Annotated in this window: 21 protein-coding genes; 16 read left to right on the plus strand and 5 right to left on the minus strand. The window is 69.3% G+C overall.

Annotated features, from left to right (window positions below; all coding sequences use genetic code 11):
* The 8 genes from ACODSL_RS04420 to ACODSL_RS04455 all read left to right on the plus strand — a co-directional run bounded on the left by ACODSL_RS04420 (position 1) and on the right by ACODSL_RS04455 (position 5199).
* On the plus strand, positions 1–582 hold the full coding sequence (locus ACODSL_RS04420) for a HupE/UreJ family protein (protein WP_488899419.1): 582 nt from the start codon (positions 1–3) through the stop codon (positions 580–582).
* Entirely contained in the window at positions 579–884 is a 306-nt protein-coding gene (locus ACODSL_RS04425; RefSeq protein WP_488899420.1) for an urease subunit beta, read from the plus strand. Before ACODSL_RS04420 ends, ACODSL_RS04425 begins: the two co-directional genes overlap by 4 nt.
* Positions 884–2590, plus strand: coding sequence for an urease subunit alpha (gene ureC, locus ACODSL_RS04430; protein ID WP_488899421.1), 1707 nt, complete (start codon positions 884–886; stop codon positions 2588–2590). The genes ACODSL_RS04425 and ureC overlap by 1 nt, the downstream gene beginning before the upstream one ends.
* Positions 2591–2592: 2 nt before the next feature.
* Positions 2593–3093 (plus strand): urease accessory protein UreE, encoded by a 501-nt coding sequence (locus ACODSL_RS04435; protein ID WP_488899422.1) that lies wholly within the window; start codon positions 2593–2595, stop codon positions 3091–3093.
* Positions 3041–3742, plus strand: a complete 702-nt coding sequence (locus ACODSL_RS04440; RefSeq protein ID WP_488899423.1) for an urease accessory protein UreF — start codon at positions 3041–3043, stop codon at positions 3740–3742. Before ACODSL_RS04435 ends, ACODSL_RS04440 begins: the two co-directional genes overlap by 53 nt.
* Positions 3739–4161 carry a DUF3995 domain-containing protein gene (locus ACODSL_RS04445; RefSeq protein WP_488899424.1) on the plus strand — a complete coding sequence of 141 codons (423 nt, stop codon included), beginning with the start codon at positions 3739–3741 and terminating at the stop codon, positions 4159–4161. The genes ACODSL_RS04440 and ACODSL_RS04445 overlap by 4 nt, the downstream gene beginning before the upstream one ends.
* Complete coding sequence (ureG, locus tag ACODSL_RS04450) at positions 4158–4781, plus strand: urease accessory protein UreG (protein ID WP_488899425.1); 624 nt, start codon at positions 4158–4160, stop codon at positions 4779–4781. Before ACODSL_RS04445 ends, ureG begins: the two co-directional genes overlap by 4 nt.
* Positions 4782–4854: 73 nt before the next feature.
* Complete coding sequence (locus tag ACODSL_RS04455) at positions 4855–5199, plus strand: hypothetical protein (protein WP_488899426.1); 345 nt, start codon at positions 4855–4857, stop codon at positions 5197–5199.
* Positions 5200–5397: 198 nt separating this feature from the next.
* Here ACODSL_RS04455 and alc read toward each other — a convergent pair whose 3' ends face one another.
* The 3 genes from alc to puuE are packed head-to-tail and all read right to left on the minus strand — an operon-like array spanning position 5398 to position 7764.
* On the minus strand, positions 5398–6387 hold the full coding sequence (alc, locus tag ACODSL_RS04460) for an allantoicase (protein ID WP_488899427.1): 990 nt from the start codon (positions 6385–6387) through the stop codon (positions 5398–5400).
* Positions 6384–6866: a 2-oxo-4-hydroxy-4-carboxy-5-ureidoimidazoline decarboxylase gene (gene uraD, locus ACODSL_RS04465; protein WP_488899428.1), complete on the minus strand. Its 483-nt coding sequence runs from the start codon at positions 6864–6866 to the stop codon at positions 6384–6386. Before uraD ends, alc begins: the two co-directional genes overlap by 4 nt.
* A complete protein-coding gene (gene puuE / locus ACODSL_RS04470; RefSeq protein ID WP_488899429.1) occupies positions 6856–7764 on the minus strand; it encodes an allantoinase PuuE in 909 nt (302 codons plus the stop codon). The genes uraD and puuE overlap by 11 nt, the downstream gene beginning before the upstream one ends.
* Positions 7765–7900: 136 nt before the next feature.
* Here puuE and uraH point away from each other — a divergent pair, with 136 nt between their 5' ends.
* The 6 genes from uraH to ACODSL_RS04500 are packed head-to-tail and all read left to right on the plus strand — an operon-like array spanning position 7901 to position 14620.
* On the plus strand, positions 7901–8242 hold the full coding sequence (uraH, locus tag ACODSL_RS04475) for a hydroxyisourate hydrolase (protein WP_488899430.1): 342 nt from the start codon (positions 7901–7903) through the stop codon (positions 8240–8242).
* 2 nt (positions 8243–8244) lie between these two features.
* Complete coding sequence (gene xdhA, locus ACODSL_RS04480; RefSeq protein WP_488899431.1) at positions 8245–9657, plus strand: xanthine dehydrogenase small subunit; 1413 nt, start codon at positions 8245–8247, stop codon at positions 9655–9657.
* Positions 9650–11953 (plus strand): xanthine dehydrogenase molybdopterin binding subunit, encoded by a 2304-nt coding sequence (gene xdhB, locus ACODSL_RS04485; RefSeq protein ID WP_488899432.1) that lies wholly within the window; start codon positions 9650–9652, stop codon positions 11951–11953. The genes xdhA and xdhB overlap by 8 nt, the downstream gene beginning before the upstream one ends.
* Positions 11950–12945 (plus strand): xanthine dehydrogenase accessory protein XdhC, encoded by a 996-nt coding sequence (gene xdhC, locus ACODSL_RS04490; protein ID WP_488899433.1) that lies wholly within the window; start codon positions 11950–11952, stop codon positions 12943–12945. The genes xdhB and xdhC overlap by 4 nt, the downstream gene beginning before the upstream one ends.
* On the plus strand, positions 12942–14123 hold the full coding sequence (locus ACODSL_RS04495) for a urate hydroxylase PuuD (protein ID WP_488899434.1): 1182 nt from the start codon (positions 12942–12944) through the stop codon (positions 14121–14123). Before xdhC ends, ACODSL_RS04495 begins: the two co-directional genes overlap by 4 nt.
* Positions 14123–14620: an ureidoglycolate lyase gene (locus ACODSL_RS04500; RefSeq protein WP_488899435.1), complete on the plus strand. Its 498-nt coding sequence runs from the start codon at positions 14123–14125 to the stop codon at positions 14618–14620. Before ACODSL_RS04495 ends, ACODSL_RS04500 begins: the two co-directional genes overlap by 1 nt.
* A 136-nt stretch (positions 14621–14756) precedes the next feature.
* On the opposite strand, the gene aceB is transcribed toward ACODSL_RS04500, so the two are convergent.
* Together aceB and ACODSL_RS04510 are read right to left on the minus strand one after the other, a co-directional pair.
* Complete coding sequence (aceB, locus tag ACODSL_RS04505) at positions 14757–16343, minus strand: malate synthase A (protein ID WP_488899436.1); 1587 nt, start codon at positions 16341–16343, stop codon at positions 14757–14759.
* 57 nt (positions 16344–16400) lie between these two features.
* On the minus strand, positions 16401–17975 hold the full coding sequence (locus ACODSL_RS04510; protein WP_488899437.1) for an AMP-binding protein: 1575 nt from the start codon (positions 17973–17975) through the stop codon (positions 16401–16403).
* Between the two features lie 133 nt (positions 17976–18108).
* Here ACODSL_RS04510 and ACODSL_RS04515 point away from each other — a divergent pair, with 133 nt between their 5' ends.
* Positions 18109–18759 (plus strand): TetR/AcrR family transcriptional regulator, encoded by a 651-nt coding sequence (locus ACODSL_RS04515; RefSeq protein ID WP_488899438.1) that lies wholly within the window; start codon positions 18109–18111, stop codon positions 18757–18759.
* The gene (locus tag ACODSL_RS04520; protein ID WP_488899439.1) at positions 18756–19682 is read left to right on the plus strand and encodes a VOC family protein; all 927 of its coding nucleotides are present in this window, start codon (positions 18756–18758) and stop codon (positions 19680–19682) included. The genes ACODSL_RS04515 and ACODSL_RS04520 overlap by 4 nt, the downstream gene beginning before the upstream one ends.
* The last annotated feature ends 6 nt before the right edge of the window (positions 19683–19688 follow it).

Here is a 19688-nt window from a genome sequence, read left to right on the forward strand (position 1 = left end):
ATGCGCAAATTGTCCCTGTCCGCCCTGATCCTCGCGGCCACGCTGGCCGCCTCGCCGGCGCTGGCCCATCCCGGCCACGAGGCGGCGTCGTTCGCATCGGGCCTGGCCCATCCCTTCAGCGGCCTCGACCACATGCTGGCGATGATCGCCGTCGGCCTGTGGGCATCGCAGCGCGGCGGAAATGCGCTCTGGGCCTGGCCCACCGCGTTCGTCGCGGCGATGCTCGCGGGCTATGGACTGGGTGTCGTAGTCCCGGGCGCGCCACTGATCGAGCCGTTGATCATGGCGTCGGTGGTGGTGCTGGGCGTCGTCACGGCGGCCAATGCCCGGGTTCCCGTTGCAGCGGGTTTGGCGCTAATCGCGGCCTTCGGCCTGGCGCACGGCTACGCCCATGGGTCGGAAGCGCCGGCGGGCGGCCTCCAGGTCGCCTTCCCGCTGGCTTTCGCCCTGTCGACTCTCGCTCTCCACCTGTCCGGGCTTGGACTGGGCGCGGCCGTCAGGACCATCAGACGTCCGGCCCTGATCCGCATGATGGGCGCCGGAACGGCCATCGGCGGCCTGCTTCTGGCGGTGGCCGGATGATCCCCGGCGAGGTCATCACCGCGCCCGGCGAGATCGAGCTCAACGCGGGCGCGCCGAAGGTCACGCTGGAGGTGGCCAACACCGGTGACCGCCCGATACAGGTCGGCAGCCACTACCACTTCTTCGAGACCAACCCGGCGCTCGCCTTCGACCGTGAAGCGGCCCGGGGTCAGAGGCTGGACATCGCGGCCGGCACGGCAGTGCGTTTCGAGCCCGGCCAGACCCGCGAGGTCACGCTCGTGCCGCTGCTCGGCGCCCGCAAGATCTACGGCTTTCGCCAGGCCGTGATGGGAGACCTCTGATGGCCCGCATCAGCCGCGCCCTCTATGCCGACATGTTCGGCCCGACCACCGGCGACCGGGTGCGGCTGGCCGACACCGAGCTGTTCGTCGAGGTGGAAAAGGACTTCACCACCTACGGTGAGGAGGTGAAGTTCGGCGGCGGCAAGGTGATCCGCGACGGCATGGGCCAGAGCCAGGCGACGCGGGCGCAGGGCGCGGTCGACACGGTCATCACAAACGTCCTGATCATCGACCACTGGGGGATCGTGAAGGCCGACATCGGCCTGCGTGACGGCCGCATCGCCGCCATCGGCAAGGCCGGCAATCCCGACACCCAGCCGGGCGTGACCATCATCGTCGGCCCGGGCACAGAAGCCATCGCCGGCGAGGGCAAGATCCTCACCGCCGGCGGCATGGACGCACACATCCACTTCATCTGCCCTCAGCAGATCGAGGAGGCGCTGATGAGCGGCGTCACCACGATGCTGGGCGGCGGAACCGGTCCCGCGACCGGCACCAACGCCACCACCTGCACCCCCGGCCCCTGGCATCTGGAGCGGATGATCCAGGCCGCCGATGGCTTTCCGATGAACCTCGCCTTCGCCGGCAAAGGCAACGCCTCCCTGCCCGGCGCGCTGGAGGAGCAGATCCTCGCCGGCGCCTGCGCGCTGAAACTGCACGAGGACTGGGGCACCACGCCGGCGGCGATCGACTGCTGCCTGTCGGTGGCCGACGCTTACGATGTGCAGGTGATGATCCACACCGACACGCTCAATGAGTCCGGCTTCGTCGAGGACACCATCGGCGCCTTCCGGGGGCGGACGATCCACGCCTTCCACACCGAGGGCGCCGGCGGCGGCCATGCGCCGGACATCATCAAGGTCTGCGGCCTGTCGAACGTGATCCCGTCCTCGACCAATCCGACGCGGCCCTACACGGTCAACACCATCGCCGAGCATCTCGACATGCTGATGGTCTGCCACCACCTCGATCCGTCGATCCCCGAGGACATCGCCTTCGCCGAAAGCCGCATCCGCAAGGAGACCATCGCGGCCGAAGACATCCTGCACGACATCGGGGCCTTCTCGATCATCAGCAGCGACAGCCAGGCCATGGGCCGGGTCGGCGAGGTGCTGATCCGCACCTGGCAGACCGCGGACAAGATGAAGCGCCAGCGCGGACCGCTGCCCGGCGACGGCGCGGCCGACAACAACCGGGTCAAGCGCTACATCGCCAAGTACACGATCAATCCGGCCATCGCCCAGGGTCTCAGCCGCCACATCGGCAGCGTCGAGGTCGGCAAGCGGGCCGACCTGGTGCTGTGGGACCCGGCCTTCTTCGGCGTGAAGCCGGCGCTGGTCTTGCTGGGCGGGACCATCGCCGCCGCCCCGATGGGTGATCCCAACGCGTCGATCCCGACCCCGCAGCCGGTGCACTACCGGCCGATGTTCGCGGCCTTCGGCAAGGCCACGGCGCGCTCGTCCGTGACGTTTGTCTCGCAGGCGGCGGTCGACAACGGCCTGCGCGGCCGTATCGGCGTCGACAAGGAACTGCTGGCGGTCGAGAACACCCGCGGCGGCCTCTCGAAGGCCTCGATGATCCACAACAGCGCCCTGCCGCACATCGAGGTCGATCCGGAGACCTACGAGGTCCGCGCCGACGGCGAGCTGCTCACCTGTGAACCGGCCGAGGTCCTGCCGATGGCCCAACGGTATTTCCTGTTCTGACCATGCTCAAAGTCACCGAGATCCTGCCTGCCGGAACCTGGGCCGGCCCCGCCGCCGACCACGTCACGCTCGACCAGGACGGCCGTCACCGTCGGCGCATCGTGCTGAATGGCGATCACGGCCTGCAATGCCTGCTCGACCTCCCGGAAGCGGTGCAATTGCGCGACGGCGATGGTCTGGCGCTGGAGGATGGCCGCATCATCGAGGTGCTGGCAGCGCCGGAGGCGTTGCTGGAGGTGACCGGCAAGGGGCCGGAGCACCTCCTGCAGCTGGCCTGGCATCTGGGCAACCGGCATCTGGCGACCCAGATCAGCGGCGACAAGCTGCTGATCCGCCATGACCACGTGATCGCCCACATGCTTGAGCACCTCGGCGCGACCGTGAGACGGGTCATCCTGCCGTTCGATCCTGAAGGCGGGGCTTATGGCGGGGCGCATCAGGCGCACGATCATGGCGATCACGGGCATGACCACGATCATGGTCATCACCACCACCATGACTGACAACGCCGCCCTGTTGCGCCTGCTGACCTGGCTGTCGCCGGCGTTTCCGGTCGGCATGTTCGGCTGGTCGCACGGGCTGGAGCAGGCGATCGCCGACGGCGCGGTGCGGGACGGCGCGACGCTGGTCGACTGGATCAGCGGGCTGGTGACGGACGGCTCGGGCTGGACCGACGCAGTGCTGTTCGCCGAGGCCCACGCGGCCGCGGACGATGCGGAACGACTGGCCGAGGTCGCCGATCTGGCGCGGGCGCTCGCGCCTTCGGCCGAGCGACTCGCCGAGACGATGGGTCAGGGCAGTGCTTTCCTGAAAGCCGCCCGCGCCTGGCCGGACCACAGCCCCCCGCTCGACGAAGCGCCGTGGCCCGTCGCCGTCGGCGCGGCCTGTGGCCTGGCAGAAATTCCGCTGACCGATGCGCTGGTCGCGACGTTGCACGCGTTCGCCGGCAATCTCGTCTCGGTCGCACTTCGGCTTGTGCCGCTCGGCCAGACCGAGGGTGTTCGCACCCTCGCCGCCGTGGAAGCCGTCGTGCTCGAGACGGCTGCCCGTGCGGCCCGCTCGACCTTGGACGATCTCGGCTCGGCGGCGCTGATGTCCGACATCGCCGCCATGCGGCACGAGACCCTTCAGCCGAGGTTGTTTCTGTCGTGATCCTGGTCGCCGCCGCCCTTTGCCTTATCCTGCTGCTGATCGCCGCCCTGCACCTGGCATGGGGTCTGGGCCTGCCCTGGCCGGGCGCCACCGAGACCGAGCGCGTGGCGACCGTCATCGGCTTGCGCGGTCAAACCCGCATGCCGGGAGTCCTGCCCAGCCTCGCGGTGACCATCGCCCTCTGCATCGTCGTGGCGATGATCGGCTGGAACGCGGTGACGGCGTCGCCGCTCGCGCGGATCGGACTGTTGGCGGCGGCGGCCGTGTTCCTTGTTCGGGGCGTGGCGCCCTGGCTTCACGCCTGGCGCCGTCTCACGCCGCAACAGCCGTTCGCGCGGCTGGACCGGCTTTTCTACGGCCCGCTGTGCCTCGTGCTGGGCGTCGGACTCGTCCTCATCGTTCTGGGAATCCCGTCATGAACAGCAAGCACGGCCCCCTGCGTGTCGGCATCGGCGGTCCGGTCGGCTCGGGCAAGACCACCCTGACCGAGAAGCTGTGCAAGGCCATGCGCGATCGCTGGAGCGTCGCGGTGGTGACCAACGACATCTACACCCGGGAAGACGCCCTGATCCTCGCCCGGCTGCAGGCCCTGCCGGAGGACCGGATCCTCGGCGTCGAGACCGGCGGCTGCCCGCACACGGCGATCCGCGAGGATGCTTCGATCAACCTGGCCGCCATCGCGACCATGAACGCCCGCTTTCCCGACCTCGACGTGATCTTCATCGAGAGCGGCGGCGACAACCTGGCGGCCACCTTCTCGCCGGACCTCGCCGACCTGACCCTCTATGTCGTCAGCGTCTGCCAGGGCGAGAAGATCCCCCGCAAGGGCGGCCCCGCGATCACCCGCTCCGACCTGCTGATCATCAACAAGACCGACCTGGCCCCCTACGTCGGCGCCGATCTGGCGGTCATGGAATCCGATGCGCGAGCCCAGCGCGGCGACCGCCCGTTCGTGATGACGGACCTCTCACGGCTCAAGGGCCTCGACGAGGTCATCGCCTTCATAGCCCGGCAGGGCGGTCTGGCCGTCGCCACCTGACTTCATGACCAAGCTTTAAGCTGTCACCGGGCGCGCGGCGGTCTATGGAACCCGCGCCTTTCAGGAGCTCACCATGAAACTCTTCGCCGCCCTCGCCGTCGCCGCCGCCCTCGGCGCCGCCGCCCCCGCTCTCGCCGCCACGCCGACCGAGGCTGAAGCGACGCTGCGTTCGACCATCACCGCCATCCAGTCGGGCGCGCCGAACTACGACGCCATGGTCCCGGAACTGGCCGCTGCTGTGAAGCAGAACACCTCCGCGCCGGCCCAGCTGGCCGCGCTCGGCCCGGTGACCGCCGTGACGGCGACCAGCCAGGCGGACCCCTACGCCTACGACGTGACCTTCCAGAACGGCGTGACCCTGCACTGGACCCTGTCGATCAACGCCGACGGCAAGATCCAGGGCCTGATGGTCAACTAGGCGGTCGGGGACACGTTCCGAAGGGCACGCGTCCCCTTCTCCTGCCTGCCTGTTTCCACCCCCCCGTCATCCTCGGGCTTGTCCCGAGGACCCATGAACACCGTGGGGGTCGGGCGTCTCCGCCATCGCCGCCCTCACGATCCGGGTCCGTGCGCATGGATCCTCGGGACAAGCCCGAGGATGACGGAGCGGGGTTCGTCAGCCCCCGGCCAACCTCCCCTTCAGCCGAAGGCGGCTGACCCCGCCATCCGGATAGATGTTCAGCCGCACGAACCGGATCGGGGCGTGCGGCCGGATCGCGTCGGTGAAGACGTGGATGTGGTCAGCTTGCAGCTTCGTCTCAGGCAGCAGGACCGGCCACAACTGGGCTTCCTCGACAATGCTCGACATCAAGCCCGGCACCTCTCCTGTCGCCTGGATCGAACAGCGGTCCGGGTAGTTGCCCTTGAAGTGGGCCGTATCGACGATGATCTCCTCGATCACCCCGGCATGGCCGAGTTCGAGGATCGCCCAGTCGTGGCCCGGTTCGCGCCGGCGGCGGGTCTCCCAGCCGTCGCCCATGTCCCGGCCCCGCCCCGGCGCGGTCAGGTTCTCGACCCGGCCGAAATGCTCATCGTTGGCGATGAGGCCCCGGCCGCCATTCTCCATGGCCAGCAGGTCGAGCACCGTATCCGGCGCGACCTTGCTCCAGTCCTTGTGGATCCTCCCGTAGACCCGCAGCCGCGCCACGCCGCCGTCCGGGAAGATGCTCAGCCGCACGTGGGTCCAGACCCCACCGGCCTGCGCCTTCACCCAGCGCCGGTCGTTGCCGTTCAGGTCCATCACCGGGACCAGGGTCGTCCAGAAGGCGTCGTCGGCCGGGATCGCCGCGTCCGACACGCAGCCCTCGATCGACGCCTTCGGCGGGTAGTTGCCGGTGAAGTTGCGGGTGTCGATCTCGAAGCCGGCGATCTCGCCCGGCGCGCCCAGCTTCACGATCGCCCAGTCGTGGCCGGGGATCCGCTTGCGGCGGCTTTCCCAGCCGTCCATCCACTTGCCGTTGTCGTCGTACTTGCCGGGGATGAACACCGGCTCGGCCGGGTCGATCAGCCGGGCCTTGTCGGCGAAGAAGTCGTCGGTGGCGTAGACGACCTCGCCGCCCAGCCGCGGCTGCGCCAGGTCGATCAGGCCGATGAAGGGGTTACTCAAGACGCGTCCTCGAACAGCTCGGCCAGCCGGAAGGCGGCGATACGGTGGATCTGGCGCAGGGCCTCGGCGAACTCGGTCTCGGGATCATGGCCGAGCCGGGCCTCGAAGGCGTCCAGGATATCGCGCCGGCTCATCCCCTTCACCGCGACGATGAAGGGAAAGCCGAAACGGGCGTTGTAGGCGGCGTTGAGCCGCTGGAAGTCGGCGAACTCCTCGGCCGTGCACTGGTCGAGACCGGCGCCGGACTGCTCGCGCACCGAGGCGTCGGCCATGCGCGCGCGACTGGCCAGCTGCGGGTGGGCGCGGATCAGGGCCAGCTTCTGCTCGTGCGAGGCAGAGTCGACGACGGCTGCCATCGCGCCGGCCATCGCCTGGACCGAGCGCAGCGCGCCGGCGCCGGGCCAGACAGCCTCGGCGACCCAAGGGCTGTCCTCGTAGATTGCCCCGTAGCGCTGGATGAATCCTTCCCTACCCGACATGCGGATGCCGCTTTCGCCAGTGTCGGGCGATCTCGATGCGCCGGGCGAACCAGACGTCCTGGTGCGACAGCGCGTGTTTCAGGAACCGCTCCAGCCCGGCCAGCTTGCCCGGCCGCCCGGCCAGTCGGCAGTGCAGGCCGATCGACAGCATGCGCGGCCGCTCCTCGCCCTCGGCGTAGAGCACATCGAACGCGTCGCGCAGGTAGCTGAAGAACTGGTCGCCGGTGTTCAGCCCCGTGCCGGAGAAGCGCATGTCGTTGGCTTCCAGCGTGTAGGGCACGATCAGATGAGGGGTGGCCGTCTGGGTCGACCAGAACGGCAGGTCGTCGGAATAGTCATCGGCGTCGTAGAGGAAGCCGCCCTCCTCGGCGACGAGCCGCCGCGTGTTGGGGCTGGTCCGGCCGGTGTACCAGCCCAGCGGACGCTCGCCGGTCAGGCGGGTATGGATCTCGATGGCCCGGGCCATGTGCTCGCGCTCCACCGCCTCGGGCACGGACTGGTAGTTGATCCAGCGGTAGCCGTGGCTGGCGATCTCGTGGCCGGCCTGAAGGAAGGCTTCCACCGCCACCGGATTGCGCGCCATCGCCGACGCCACGCCGAACACCGTCAGCGGCACGTCGTATCGGTCGAACAGCCGCAGCAACCGCCAGACCCCGGCGCGGGAGCCGTACTCGTAGATCGACTCCATGCTCATATTGCGGTCGCCCTCGACGGGCCCCGGAAAGATCATGTCCGACAGGAAGGTCTCGGCCCCGGCGTCGCCGTGCAGCACGCTGTTCTCACCGCCCTCCTCGTAGTTCAGCACGATCTGCACGGCGATGCGCGCGCCGCCCGGCCAGTCCGCATGCGGAGGATGGGGGCCGTAGCCGATCAGGTCTCTGGGATAGCTGTCGCTCATGGGACGGACATTGCAGGCCCGTGAGACGCCCATCGTCAAGGTTAGTAGCCGTTTAAGGGGCGAGGATGGTTGCATTCGGTCCGTTCGAGGGAGAATCTGACCGGCTCACCCGCCCTCCGCGGGCGCTGGAGCGCTGATGACCGGTCTGACCACGCACGTTCTGGACACCACCCATGGCCGTCCGGCCGTCGGCGTGGCGCTGCGGCTGCTGCGGGACGGCCAGGTGCTGGTCGCCGCGACCACCAACGCGGACGGCCGATGCGACGCCCCGCTGCTGACCGGCGAGACGATCAGGGCCGGTGCCTATCGTCTGGAGTTCGAGGTCGGGGCCTATTTCCGCGCGGCGGGCCTGGCCCTGCCCGACCCGGCCTTCCTCGAAACCGTGGTCATCGACTTCGGCGTCGCCGACACGGCCGCCCACTACCACGTGCCGCTGCTGGTCAGCCCGTTCGGCTACTCGACCTACCGGGGGAGCTGAGGGTGCGCGACGTCGTCCGCTTCGTGCTCGACGGCAAGGTCCGCGAGCTTTGCGGCGTAGATCCTACGACCACGGTGCTGAACCTGCTGCGCTACGACCTGCGCCGGACCGGGACCAAGGAGGGTTGCGCCGAGGGCGACTGCGGCGCCTGCACCGTAGCGGTGGGCGAGCTGGACGGCGACCGGGTGAAATGGCGGGCGGTCAACGCCTGCATCCTGTTCGCGCCAATGCTCGACGGAAAGGCGCTGAAGACGGTCGAGAGCCTCGGCGGCGATCACCCGGTGCAGGCGGCGCTGGTCGAGCATCACGGCTCGCAGTGCGGCTTCTGCACCCCGGGCTTCGTCATGTCGCTGTGGGCGCGCGGCCGCGAGGACAGCCCGCCGCCGGTGGCCGACAGCATCGCCGGAAATCTCTGCCGCTGCACGGGCTACGGGCCGATCCTGGCCGCCGGCGAGGCTGCCGGAACCCGGGCGGAAGACGACCCCGTCGCGGCGCTCCAGGCGCTGTCGCGCGAAGAGCCCCTGTCGCTGAGCCACGATGGACGCCGGTGGTTCGCGCCGAAATCGCTCGACGATCTCGCCGGTCTGGTCGAGGCTCATCCGGACGCCGTGGTGCTGGCCGGCGCCACCGACGTCGGCCTGTGGGTGACCAAGCAGCATCGCGATCTGAAGACCATCATCTCGATCAACGCCGTCGCCGAACTCAAGACCATCGCCGGGACGCCCGGGGGCGTCCGCATCGGCGCCGGCGTCCGCTACAGCGATGCGCTGGCGACTCTGGCCGGCCTGCACCCCTCGCTCGGCGAGATGGTCCGCCGGCTGGGCTCGGTGCAGGTGCGCAACAGCGGCACGATCGGCGGAAACATCGCCAACGGCTCGCCGATCGGCGACATGCCCCCTGCCCTGATCGCCCTCGGCGCCACGCTGGTGTTGCGCAAGTGCGCCGTGACTCGCGAACTGCCGCTGGAGGCGTACTTCCTCGACTACGGCAAGCAGGACCGCCAACCCGGCGAGTTCGTGGAGGCCGTGGTCGTACCGCACCCCGACCCGGCCACCCTCTACCGCGTGTTCAAGCTGTCCAAGCGCTTCGACCAGGACATCTCCGCCGTCTGTGGCGGCTTCGCCTTGACCATAAAAGACGGCGTCGTCGAAAACGCCCGCGTCGCCTTGGGCGGGATGGCCGCGACGCCGAAACGCGCCGCCGCCTGCGAGACCGCGCTCCTTGGCCAGCCCTGGACCGAAGCGAGCATCGAGGCCGCCGCCGCCGCGCTGGCGAACGACTTCCAGCCGATCGACGACATGCGCGCCTCGGCCGCCTATCGCCTGACGGCCGCGCAAAACCTGCTGCGCCGGCTGTTCGCGGAATCACAGGGCGAGGCCGTCAGCCTGCTGGACGCGGAGCCGATTCATGGCTGACCACGGCGTCGTTCACACCTCCGTCCGCCACGACAGCGCCGAACGTCACGTCGCCGGCCGGGCCCTGTATATCGACGACATCCCGGAACCGCGCGACCTGCTGCATGTGGTCCTGGGCATGAGCCAGCGCGCCCACGCCCGCGTTGTCTCGCTCGACCTCAGCGCCGTGCGCGCCGCCCCGAGCGTGATCGATGTGGTCTGCGCGAAGGACATCCCGGGGACCAACGATGTCAGCCCGGTCGCCGGCGATGATCCGCTCTTCGCGGACGGGCTCGTCCAGTACGTGGGCCAGTCGCTGTTCGCCGTGGCCGCCGTCACCCGCGACCAGGCGCTCGCCGCTTCGAAGCTGGCGAAGGTTGTCTACGAGGACCTGCTGACGGTCCTGACCATAGCGGAGGCCCGCGCCGTCGGCAGCGTCATCGAACCCGCCCAGACCATGCGCCTCGGCGACGCCGCCGGCGCCATGGCCGCCGCACCGCACATCCTGAAAGGTCGGCTGGCCATCGGCGGCCAGGACCATTTCTACCTCGAAGGCCAGATCGCCCTGGCCACCCCGCGCGAGGACGGCGACTTCCACGTCTGGTCCTCGACCCAGCATCCCACCGAAGTGCAGCACAACGTCGCCAAGGTGCTCGGCCTGCGGGACCACGCCGTCACCGTCGAGATCCGCCGCATGGGCGGCGGCTTCGGCGGCAAGGAGAGTCAGCCGGCCCTGTTCGCGGCGGCGGCCGCGCTGATCGCCGTCCGCACCGGCCGCCCGGCCAAGGTCCGCGTCGACCGCGACGACGACATGGTCATGACCGGCAAGCGCCACGACTTCGAGACGAGCTGGTCGGTCGGCTTCGACGACAGCGGCAGGCTCGCCGGCGCGGCGTTCGACCTGGCCAGCCGCTGCGGCTACTCGGCCGACCTGTCGATGGCCATCAACGACCGGGCGATGTTCCACTCCGACAACGCCTACGCCCTGCAGACCGCCGAGATCGTCTCGCACCGTTTCCGCACCCACACGGTGTCGAACACCGCGTTCCGCGGCTTCGGCGGGCCGCAGGGGATGATGGCCGTCGAGCGGGCGATGGACGCCATGGCCCTGCATCTGGGCAAGGACCCGCTCGATGTGCGCAAGGCCAACCTCTATGGCGTGACCGGCGACCAGACACCCTACGGCCAGACCGTCGAGAACAGCCCGGCCCTCGCCCTGATCGAACAGCTTGAGGCCAGCAGCGACTACCGCGCCCGCCGCGCTGCCATCCTCGAGTGGAACGCCGGGAACCGCTGGCTCAAGCGCGGCATCGCCCTGACGCCGGTCAAGTTCGGCATCAGCTTCACCGCCACTCACCTCAACCAGGCCGGGGCGCTGGTGCACGTCTACAGCGACGGCAGCGTCATGCTGAACCACGGCGGCACGGAGATGGGCCAGGGCCTCTATGTGAAGGTCGCCCAGGTGGTCGCCGATGTGTTCGGCATCGATCTCGACCGGGTGAAAATCACCGCCACGACCACAGACAAGGTGCCCAACACCTCCGCCACGGCCGCCTCGTCCGGCTCCGACCTCAACGGCATGGCGGCGCTCGATGCGGCGGTGCAGATCCGCGACCGGCTGGTCGAGGTGGCGGCGAAGGCGCTGGGCGTCGCCGAGGCCCAGGTGAGGTTCGCGGACAACGCCGTCCACGGCGGCGACCGGAGCCTGACCTTCGCCGAGCTGGCGAAGAAGGCCTGGTTCAACCGCATCTCGCTGTCGGCCGCCGGCTACTACCGCACGCCGAAGATCCACTACGACCGCGCCAGGCATCACGGCCGGCCGTTCCTCTACTACGCCTGGGGCGCGGCGGTGTCGGAGGTGATCATCGACACCCTGACCGGCGAGAACCGCTGCCTGCGCACCGACATCGTGCATGACTGCGGCAGGTCGCTGAACCCGGCCATCGATCTGGGCCAGATCGAGGGCGGCTTCGTCCAGGGCATGGGCTGGCTGACCACCGAGGAGCTCGTCTTCGACAGCAAGGGCGTGCTGAAGACCCATGCCCCGTCGACCTACAAGATCCCGACGGCGTCGGACCGGCCGGGCGTCCTCAACATCGACTTCTGGCAGGAGCCGAACGCGGAGCCGACGATCCACCGGTCGAAGGCCGTGGGCGAACCGCCGCTGATGCTGGCCATCTCGGTGTTCTCGGCCCTGACACAGGCGGTGGCGGCGGCGGGTGACTACCGCGTCATGCCTGATCTGGACGCCCCGGCGACGCCCGAGCGCATCCTGATGGCCGTGGGCGACGTCCGCCGCCGGGCGGGCCTCGCATGAGCTGGGCCGCGCGAGCCCTGACCGCCGTGAAGCGCGGCGAGGCCCTGGCCATGGTCACCGTCGTGGCCGCCGAGGGCTCTACCCCGCGCGAGACCGGGGCGCGGATGCTCGTCGGCGAACAGGGCCAGAGCGGCACCATCGGCGGCGGCGCGCTGGAGTTTCGGGCGACCGACCAGGCGCGGCGGATGCTGGCGTCCGAGCGACACTGGGCTTTGCAGGACTACCCGCTGGGCCCGTTCCTGCAGCAGTGCTGCGGCGGCCATGTGCGGCTGCTGCTGGAACGGCTCGATGGCGGCAGCGCGGACTGGCTCGGCGAAGCGGCGCGGCTGGAGACGGCGGGAGAGCGGTATCAGCTGGAGGCCAGCGTGCGCGGCGACCATCTCCACCGCTCTATCATCCCCGCGGAGCGGGGAGGATTGGCGAAGGTGGATCAATGGCCCGGCTCCCTGATCCGCCTTATAGGGTCCGACGGCCAACCCCTGCCCGGCCGCCGGCCGAAGCTCGGCGACGGCGACGCGCTGATCGAAACCGTCGACGCCCGCCGCGCGCGCCTGCTGATGTTCGGCGCCGGCCATGTCGGCCAGGCCATCGCCCGGGTTTTCGCGCCGCTGCCCTTCAGCCTCGACTGGCATGACAGTCGCGACGAGGCCGCCGCGCCGGGCGTCGCCGTCCACGACGAGGCCCGCCTCGTTCAGATCGCCGGCGATATCGCCGGGGACGACTTCGTCCTGATCCTGACCCACAACCACGACCTGGACTACCAGTTGACGCGGGCCGCCCTGACCGCCGGGACCTTCCGCTACTGCGGCCTGATCGGCTCCGACACCAAGCGCGCCCGCTTCCTGCGCCGCCTGCGCGAGGACGGCGTGCCGGAAGACGCCATCGCGCGCCTGACCAGCCCGATCGGCCTGCCGGGCCTCAAGAGCAAGGCGCCCGAAGTGATCGCAGTGGCCGTGGCCGCCCAACTCCTGCAGATGATCGAGACGCCATGATCGCGGACCTCCTCGCCTGGCTGAACCTCGGAATTCGCTGGCTGCACGTCATCGCCGGCATCGCCTGGATCGGCTCGTCCTTCTATTTCATGTGGCTGGACGCCCGGCTGAAGGCCGACGCGACCACGCCCAAGGGCGTGCAGGGAGACCTGTGGGCCGTCCACGGCGGCGGCTTCTATCACAAGCGCAAATACCTCTCCGTCCCGCCGGACATGCCGGAAGACCTGCACTGGTTCAAATGGGAGGCCTACACCACCTGGCTCAGCGGCTTCGCCTTGTTGGGCGTGATCTACTATCTCGGCGCGCCGACCTACCTGATCGATCCGTCGAAGGCGGCGCTCGCGCCCTGGCAGGCGGTGGCGATCGGTCTCGGCTTTCTGGGCGGCGGCTGGATTCTCTACGACGGCCTGTGCCGGTCCCCCCTGGGCCAGAAGCTGCGGCTGTTCGGAGTGGTCTGGTTCATAATCCTGACGGCCGCCGCCTGGGCCCTGAGCCACATCTTCAGCAACCGCGGCGCCTTCATCCATCTGGGCGCGATGATCGGCACGGTCATGGTGGCCAACGTCTTCCTGGTGATCATCCCCAACCAGCGGAAGATCGTCGCGGCCATGCTGGCCGGCGAGCCGGTCGATCCGGCGCTCGGCAAGCGCGGCAAGATGCGCTCGGTGCACAACAACTACATGACCCTGCCGGTGCTGTTCCTGATGGTCAGCAACCACTATCCGATGGTCATCGACCATCCACTGAACTGGCTGCTGGTCGCCGGCATCGGCCTCAGCGGCCTGACCATCCGCCACTTCTTCAATCGCCGGAACGCCGGATTCAGCGAGCCGATGATCCTCGCGGGCGGAGCGATGATCTTCCTGATGGTGATGTTACTGGCCCTGGCGACAAAGCCGAAGGCCGCGGCGGTCGCCGGAGTCGTGCCGTTCAGCGAGGTGCAGGCGACGATCCAGAAGCACTGTATCGGCTGTCACTCGGCCCATCCGACCAATCCGGGATTTGCAACGGCTCCGAACGGCGTCGCCTACGACACGCCCGAGGAAATCCGCCGCTACGCCCCGCGCATCTATGAGCGCGCAGTCGCCACCGACAGCATGCCGCTCGGCAACATGACCGGCATGACGCAAGCCGAACGCGACCGGCTGGGCGCATGGATCAGGGCGGAGACCAGGTGATGCGGCGGGTCACACCGAGACCTCTGACGCCGGAGGCCTTCGCGCCCTATGGCGACGTGATCTCGGCCCGCGACGGCGTCGAGCAGTATCCGATCAACTACGGCGCCACGACGCGGTTCAACGACCTGGCGGTGATCGACACGGCCGTCGACGGCGGCCGGACGATCGTCAGCCTGTTCCGCTCCAGGCCGCTGGAGCCGCCGGTGCTGAAGATCATGGAGCGCCACCCGTTGGGCAGCCAGGCCTTCATGCCGCTGAACGGCAGACCCTACCTGGTGGCGGTGGCGCTGGCGGGCGATCTGGACCCGGCCAGGATCGAGGTGTTTCTGGCGTCCGGCGACCAGGGTGTGAACTACGCCGCCGGAACCTGGCACCACTACTCACTGGCGCTGGAGACCGAGAGCGACTTCCTCGTCATCGACCGCGCGGGGCCGGGGGAGAACCTGGATGAGGTGGAGTTGAGCGAGGGGGACTGGATTGAGGTGGTGATCCCCTGAGCCCGTCATCCTGGGCCTTGTGCCCAGGACCCCTCTGAAAGTGCTCCGAACCCGTCAAGCTGGAGAGCAGCGCCTGCGGCTGCGCGAGGGGTCCTCGCCACAAGGGCGAGGATGACGGGTCTGGTTGGGCCCGCCCCTACAGTCGCTCGTACGCGCTCAGCGTCAAAAACTCCGCGAACTCGTCCTGCAGGCAGAGCTCGCGCATCAGCTCAGCGGCCTCGGACCATCGACCAGACGCCCAGCGCTCCTCGCCGACCTCGGCGCGGACCACGGCCAGTTCCTCGACGAAGATCGTCTCGAACAGCTCGGCCGTCATCGGCGTCCCGTCATCGAGCGTCACGCCGTTCCTGATCCACTGCCAGATCGACGCCCGGCTGATCTCGGCCGTGGCCGCATCCTCCATCAGGCCGTAGATCGCCACCGCGCCTGAGCCGCCGAGCCAGGCCTCGATGTACTGGACCGCGACCCGCTGGTTGTGGCGCAGGCCGACCTCGGTGAACGGACCCGGCGGAGGGGCCAGCAGGTCGGCCTCGGTGACGGGCGCGTCATTGGCGCGGCTGACCTCGAGCTGGTTGGTACGCCCCGGCGCGAAGGCGGCGCCATAGACCGCGTTGACCACATCCGACAGGCCAGGGTGGGCGATCCAGGACCCGTCATGGCCGTTGGCCGCCTCGCGCGCCTTGTCGGCGCGCACGCGCTCCAGCACCTGGGCGTTCTCCTCCGGATCCTTGCGCGGGATGAAGGCGCTCATGCCGCCCATGGCCAGCGCCCCGCGGCGATGGCAGGTCCGGATCAGCAGGCGCGAGTAGGCGTCGAGGAACGGCTTGTCCATGCTGACCGAGGTGCGGTCCGGCAGCAGCCGGTCGCCATGCCGGCGCAGGGTCTTGATGTAGCTGAAGATGTAGTCCCAGCGGCCGCAGTTCAGCGCCGCCGCGTGGTCCTTCAGTTCGAACAGGATCTCGTCCATCTCGAAGACCGCCGGCAGGGTCTCGATCAGCATGGTCGCCTTGATCGTGCCGACGGGCACGCCGTGCCGCTCCTGCGCGAAGACGAACACGTCGTTCCACCAGCGCGCTTCCTCGCGGTGCTCCAGCTTGGGCACATAGAGGTAGGGGCCGCTGCCGATAGCCTTCAGCGCCGCATGGTTGTGGTGGAAATAGAGGCCGAAATCCACCAGCGCCCCGGGGACCTTCTTCCCGTTGCGCAGGATGTGCTTCTCGTCGAGATGCAGCCCGCGCACCCGGGCGACCAGGGTCGCGAGCTTCGGACCGAGGGCATAGTGCTTGCCGCTGGCCGGATCATCGAACGTCAGCGTCCGGGCGATCGCCTCACGCAGGGCCCGCTGGCCGCCGACGACATTGGCCCAGGTCGGCGACAGGGCGTCCTCGAAGTCGGCCATGAACAGCTTCACGTCACTGTTCAGGGCGTTGATGACCATCTTCGGCTCGGCCGGGCCGGTGATCTCGACGCGCCGGTCAAGCAGGTCGGCCGGCAGGGCGCCGACGGTCCAGTCGCCCTCGCGGATCGTCGCCGTCTCGGGCCGGAAGCCGGGCAGGCCGCCGGCGTCGATCCTGGCCTGCCAGACCTTGCGGTCGGCCAGCAGGGCGTCACGCCGCGCCGCGAACCGGTCGACCAGCTCGCCCAGAAAGGCCAGGGCCTCGTCGGTGAGGATCTCGCGATCCGCCTCGGTCAGCGTCTCGGTGAAGGTGAAGCCCGCGGCCATGTCTCGCTCCTGTATGGCCGACGGTGATAGACCCCGGGGGACAGGGGCGACAAGGCGCTAGCCTTTCCCCTCCGCCGCCAGCACCGCCCGCAGCTCGGCCTTGGCGATCTTTTCCAGGGTCGAGCGCGGAAGTTCCGGCACCAGTCGCACCTCATGCGGCCGCTTGAAGCTGGCGAGCGTCGCCATGCAAGCGTCGAGCACCCTGCCCGGCAACCCCAGGTCCGCCGCGTCCACCGGAATCACGAACGCCACCGGGACCTCGTCGAGCATCGGGTGCCGCCGGCCGACAACCGCGCACTCCTTCACGCCGGCGACACTCGCCACGACGCGCTCGATTTCCGACGCGGCGACGTTCTCGCCGCCGACCTTGAGCATGTCCTTGCTGCGGTCGGCGAAATACAGGAAGCCGTCCTCCCCGAGCCGAACGCGGTCGCCGGTGATGAAAAGGCCGTCTGCCGTGTAGGCCTTCGCGGTCGCCTCCGGGTCATTGGCGTATTCCAGAAACAGTGACACCCCGGGCTGCCCGCCGACCAGCAGGTCGCCGGTCTGGCCCGGCTTCACCGGCTGACCATCCTCATCAAGCACATGGATGCGGTAGCCCGGCGAAGGCCGCCCCATCGACATCGGGGCGTCCGGTAGATGCGGATGACCCACCGTGCCCTGGGTCATGGTCTCGGTCATACCCCACCAGCCGATGGTCTTGACCCCGAACAGGGCGTCGGTCGGCGGCTCGCAGATGCCGTTGCCCCAGAAGCGATAGCTGTGCCGCTCAGGCTTCGGCTGTTCGGCGATGGCCTTGAGACAGAAGGGCACCATCGAGGCCCAGGTGCAGCCGTGCTTCAGCGACACCGTCCAGAACCGCGAGGCGGAGAACTTCGGCTGAAGCACGATGGTCGAACCGGCCCAGAGGGCGGCCGCCACCGAATAGACCTGCGCGTTGGTGTGGAACATCGGCAGGAAGACCAGATGCACGTCCTCCGGCCGCAGATCCTCGTGCAGGGCGCACATCTTCGCGCCCCAGAGGAAGTTGGCGTGGGTCCACAGCACCGCCTTGGGCCGGGCCGTGGTGCCGGAGGTGTACTGGATGCCGAAGTGCGCCATCGGGTCGTGCGGCCGCTCGGTCAGGGTCGCCGGATCCCCTGACAGGGCGGAGAAGGGTTCGAACCCGGAGACGTCGGCCGCCGCGGGCGCGCCGTTGTCGGTGTCGGTCACCACCAGCCAGCCGAGACCGGGCGCGGCGTCGCGCACGAGATGGGCGAAGCACGGCTGGGTGACGCCGCCGACCGCGCCGCTGTGGCTGGCGAAATAGGTGATCTCGTCCGCGCTCGACTTGGCGTTGGTCGTCACCGCCACGGCGCCGGCATAGGCGCAGCCGAGCCAGGCGATGACCGACTCCGGACAGTTGTCGAGGTGCACCAGCACCCGGTCCGCGGGCTTCACGCCCCGCGCCTGCAGCCCGGCGGCGAACCGGCGGATCGCCTCGGCCAGCTGCGCATAGGACCAGGTACGCCCCTCGCCCTCGAAAGGCTCCCAGATCAGCGCCGGATGTTCGCCGCGCCGAGTCGCCTGGGCGTCGATCAGGCTCCGGATGTCCTGCCCGGCGAAAGGGTTGATCGGCGTGGGCGTCGTCATCGGCGTTTCCCCTTGTGGCGTCAGGCCGTCTGCGCGGTCTCGCTGACCGGAGCCCATGCCCGATCTCCGATTGGCTTGCAATTCTGACTGATTAGTTCAATAGTGACCAAATAGTCAAATATGGACCCGCGCGATGATCGCCGACGCCATCGACATCAAACCGGACCGACGCCGCGCCAGAACGCGGGCGGCGCTGCTGCAGGCCGGCGAGAGCCTGTTTTCCGCCCAGTCCGTCGACGCCGTCAGCATCGACGACATCGTCGCCGCCGCCGACGTGGCCAAGGGCAGCTTCTACAACCACTTCGCCGACAAGGACGCGCTGGCGCGGGAGATCGCGCGACAGGTGCGCGCCGAGGTCGAGGCCGAGGTCGACCGGGTCAACGACGGCCTGACCGATCCCGCCCGCCGCATGGCCCGCGCCCAGACAGTCGTCGTGCGGTTCGCCCTTCAGAACCCCGCGCGGTCCCGCGCGATGATGCGGCTGTTCGCGGGCGCGACCCTGCCGGACGCCCCGCTGAACCGGGGGCTGCGCGCCGACATCGAGACCGGCCTGACCTCCGGCGCCTTCCGTGGACTGACGCTTGAGACGGGCGTCCTGATGGCCATGGGCATGGCCATGATCGCCATCACCCGGGTGCTCGAACCGCGCGGCCAGACCCCGGCGGCCGACCTCTGCCGCGACCTGAACTTCGGCCTGCTGCGCGGCCTGGGCGTCGCCGAAGACCTCGCCCGCGCCCTCAGCGACGCCGCTGCCGCCGACATTTTCACGGAGACCCGATCATGAGCCTGATCCGTATCGAGGACATCGCCTACGTCCGCTTCAGCGCGCCGGACCTGACCGAGATGCAGGCCTTCCTCGAACAGTTCGGGCTCGAGGTCGCCATGGCCGACGAGACGCGCCTGTTCATGCGCGGGCAGGGCGGCGCGCCCTTCCTGCATGCCACCGAGCGCGGCGATGCCGGGTTCGCAGCCATTGGTTTCCGGGCCGCGAGCCTCGACGATCTGCGGACGCTGGCCACCGCCGAGGGCGTGGCGATCGAGCCTCTGGACGCGCCCGGCGGCGGGTCCGTCGTGCGCCTCCGCGACCCGGACGGCCATCAGGTCGAGGTCGTCGCCGGCCAGACTTGGACCGACCCCGCGACCTTCGCGCCCCGCCCGCCGTGGAACAACATCGAGGCGCGTCCTCGTCTGCGCACCGTGAAGCGGACCGGCGAGGGCCCCGCCAACGTCATCCGGCTCGGCCACGCGGTGCTCGGTGTGTCGGATTTCCGGGCGTCCGAGGCCTGGTACAAGGCCCGGTTCGGCTTCCTGACCTCCGACGAGATCGCCGTCGCGCCGGAGTTCTCCATCGGCGCCTTCCTGCGCTGCGACCGGGGCGACACGCCGACGGACCACCACACCCTGTTCCTTCTCCAGGCGCCGACCGGCCCGGGATTCAACCACGCCGCCTTCGAGGTGCGCGACCTGGACGATCTGATGGCCGGCCACACGCACCTCAAGGCCGGCGCCCGCACCCCGGCCTGGGGCGTGGGTCGCCATATCCTCGGCAGCCAGGTGTTCGACTACTGGCGCGATCCCTGGGGCCACATCCTCGAACACTGGACCGACGGCGACCTGTTCACCGCCGCCGACGCCCCGAACACCGCCACCCTTCAGGACCTTCTCGGCGTGCAGTGGGGCCAGCCCTCGCCGCCGGACTTCGGCTAGGAACGA

Source organism: Caulobacter sp. FG121 (assembly GCF_057809815.1).

Excerpts from the sequence above, each read along its gene's own strand:
- ACODSL_RS04420 (WP_488899419.1), top strand. The coding sequence starts at position 1 with ATGCGCAAATTGTCCCTGTCCGCCCTGATCCTCGCGGCCACGCTGGCC.
- ACODSL_RS04425 (WP_488899420.1), top strand. The coding sequence starts at position 579 with ATGATCCCCGGCGAGGTCATCACCGCGCCCGGCGAGATCGAGCTCAAC.
- ureC (WP_488899421.1), top strand. The coding sequence starts at position 884 with ATGGCCCGCATCAGCCGCGCCCTCTATGCCGACATGTTCGGCCCGACC.
- ACODSL_RS04435 (WP_488899422.1), top strand. The coding sequence starts at position 2,593 with ATGCTCAAAGTCACCGAGATCCTGCCTGCCGGAACCTGGGCCGGCCCC.
- ACODSL_RS04440 (WP_488899423.1), top strand. The coding sequence starts at position 3,041 with ATGGCGATCACGGGCATGACCACGATCATGGTCATCACCACCACCATG.
- ureG (WP_488899425.1), top strand. The coding sequence starts at position 4,158 with ATGAACAGCAAGCACGGCCCCCTGCGTGTCGGCATCGGCGGTCCGGTC.
- ACODSL_RS04455 (WP_488899426.1), top strand. The coding sequence starts at position 4,855 with ATGAAACTCTTCGCCGCCCTCGCCGTCGCCGCCGCCCTCGGCGCCGCC.
- uraD (WP_488899428.1), bottom strand. The coding sequence starts at position 6,866 with ATGTCGGGTAGGGAAGGATTCATCCAGCGCTACGGGGCAATCTACGAG.
- puuE (WP_488899429.1), bottom strand. The coding sequence starts at position 7,764 with ATGAGCGACAGCTATCCCAGAGACCTGATCGGCTACGGCCCCCATCCT.
- uraH (WP_488899430.1), top strand. The coding sequence starts at position 7,901 with ATGACCGGTCTGACCACGCACGTTCTGGACACCACCCATGGCCGTCCG.
- xdhB (WP_488899432.1), top strand. The coding sequence starts at position 9,650 with ATGGCTGACCACGGCGTCGTTCACACCTCCGTCCGCCACGACAGCGCC.
- xdhC (WP_488899433.1), top strand. The coding sequence starts at position 11,950 with ATGAGCTGGGCCGCGCGAGCCCTGACCGCCGTGAAGCGCGGCGAGGCC.
- ACODSL_RS04495 (WP_488899434.1), top strand. The coding sequence starts at position 12,942 with ATGATCGCGGACCTCCTCGCCTGGCTGAACCTCGGAATTCGCTGGCTG.
- ACODSL_RS04500 (WP_488899435.1), top strand. The coding sequence starts at position 14,123 with ATGCGGCGGGTCACACCGAGACCTCTGACGCCGGAGGCCTTCGCGCCC.
- aceB (WP_488899436.1), bottom strand. The coding sequence starts at position 16,343 with ATGGCCGCGGGCTTCACCTTCACCGAGACGCTGACCGAGGCGGATCGC.
- ACODSL_RS04510 (WP_488899437.1), bottom strand. The coding sequence starts at position 17,975 with ATGACGACGCCCACGCCGATCAACCCTTTCGCCGGGCAGGACATCCGG.
- ACODSL_RS04515 (WP_488899438.1), top strand. The coding sequence starts at position 18,109 with ATGATCGCCGACGCCATCGACATCAAACCGGACCGACGCCGCGCCAGA.
- ACODSL_RS04520 (WP_488899439.1), top strand. The coding sequence starts at position 18,756 with ATGAGCCTGATCCGTATCGAGGACATCGCCTACGTCCGCTTCAGCGCG.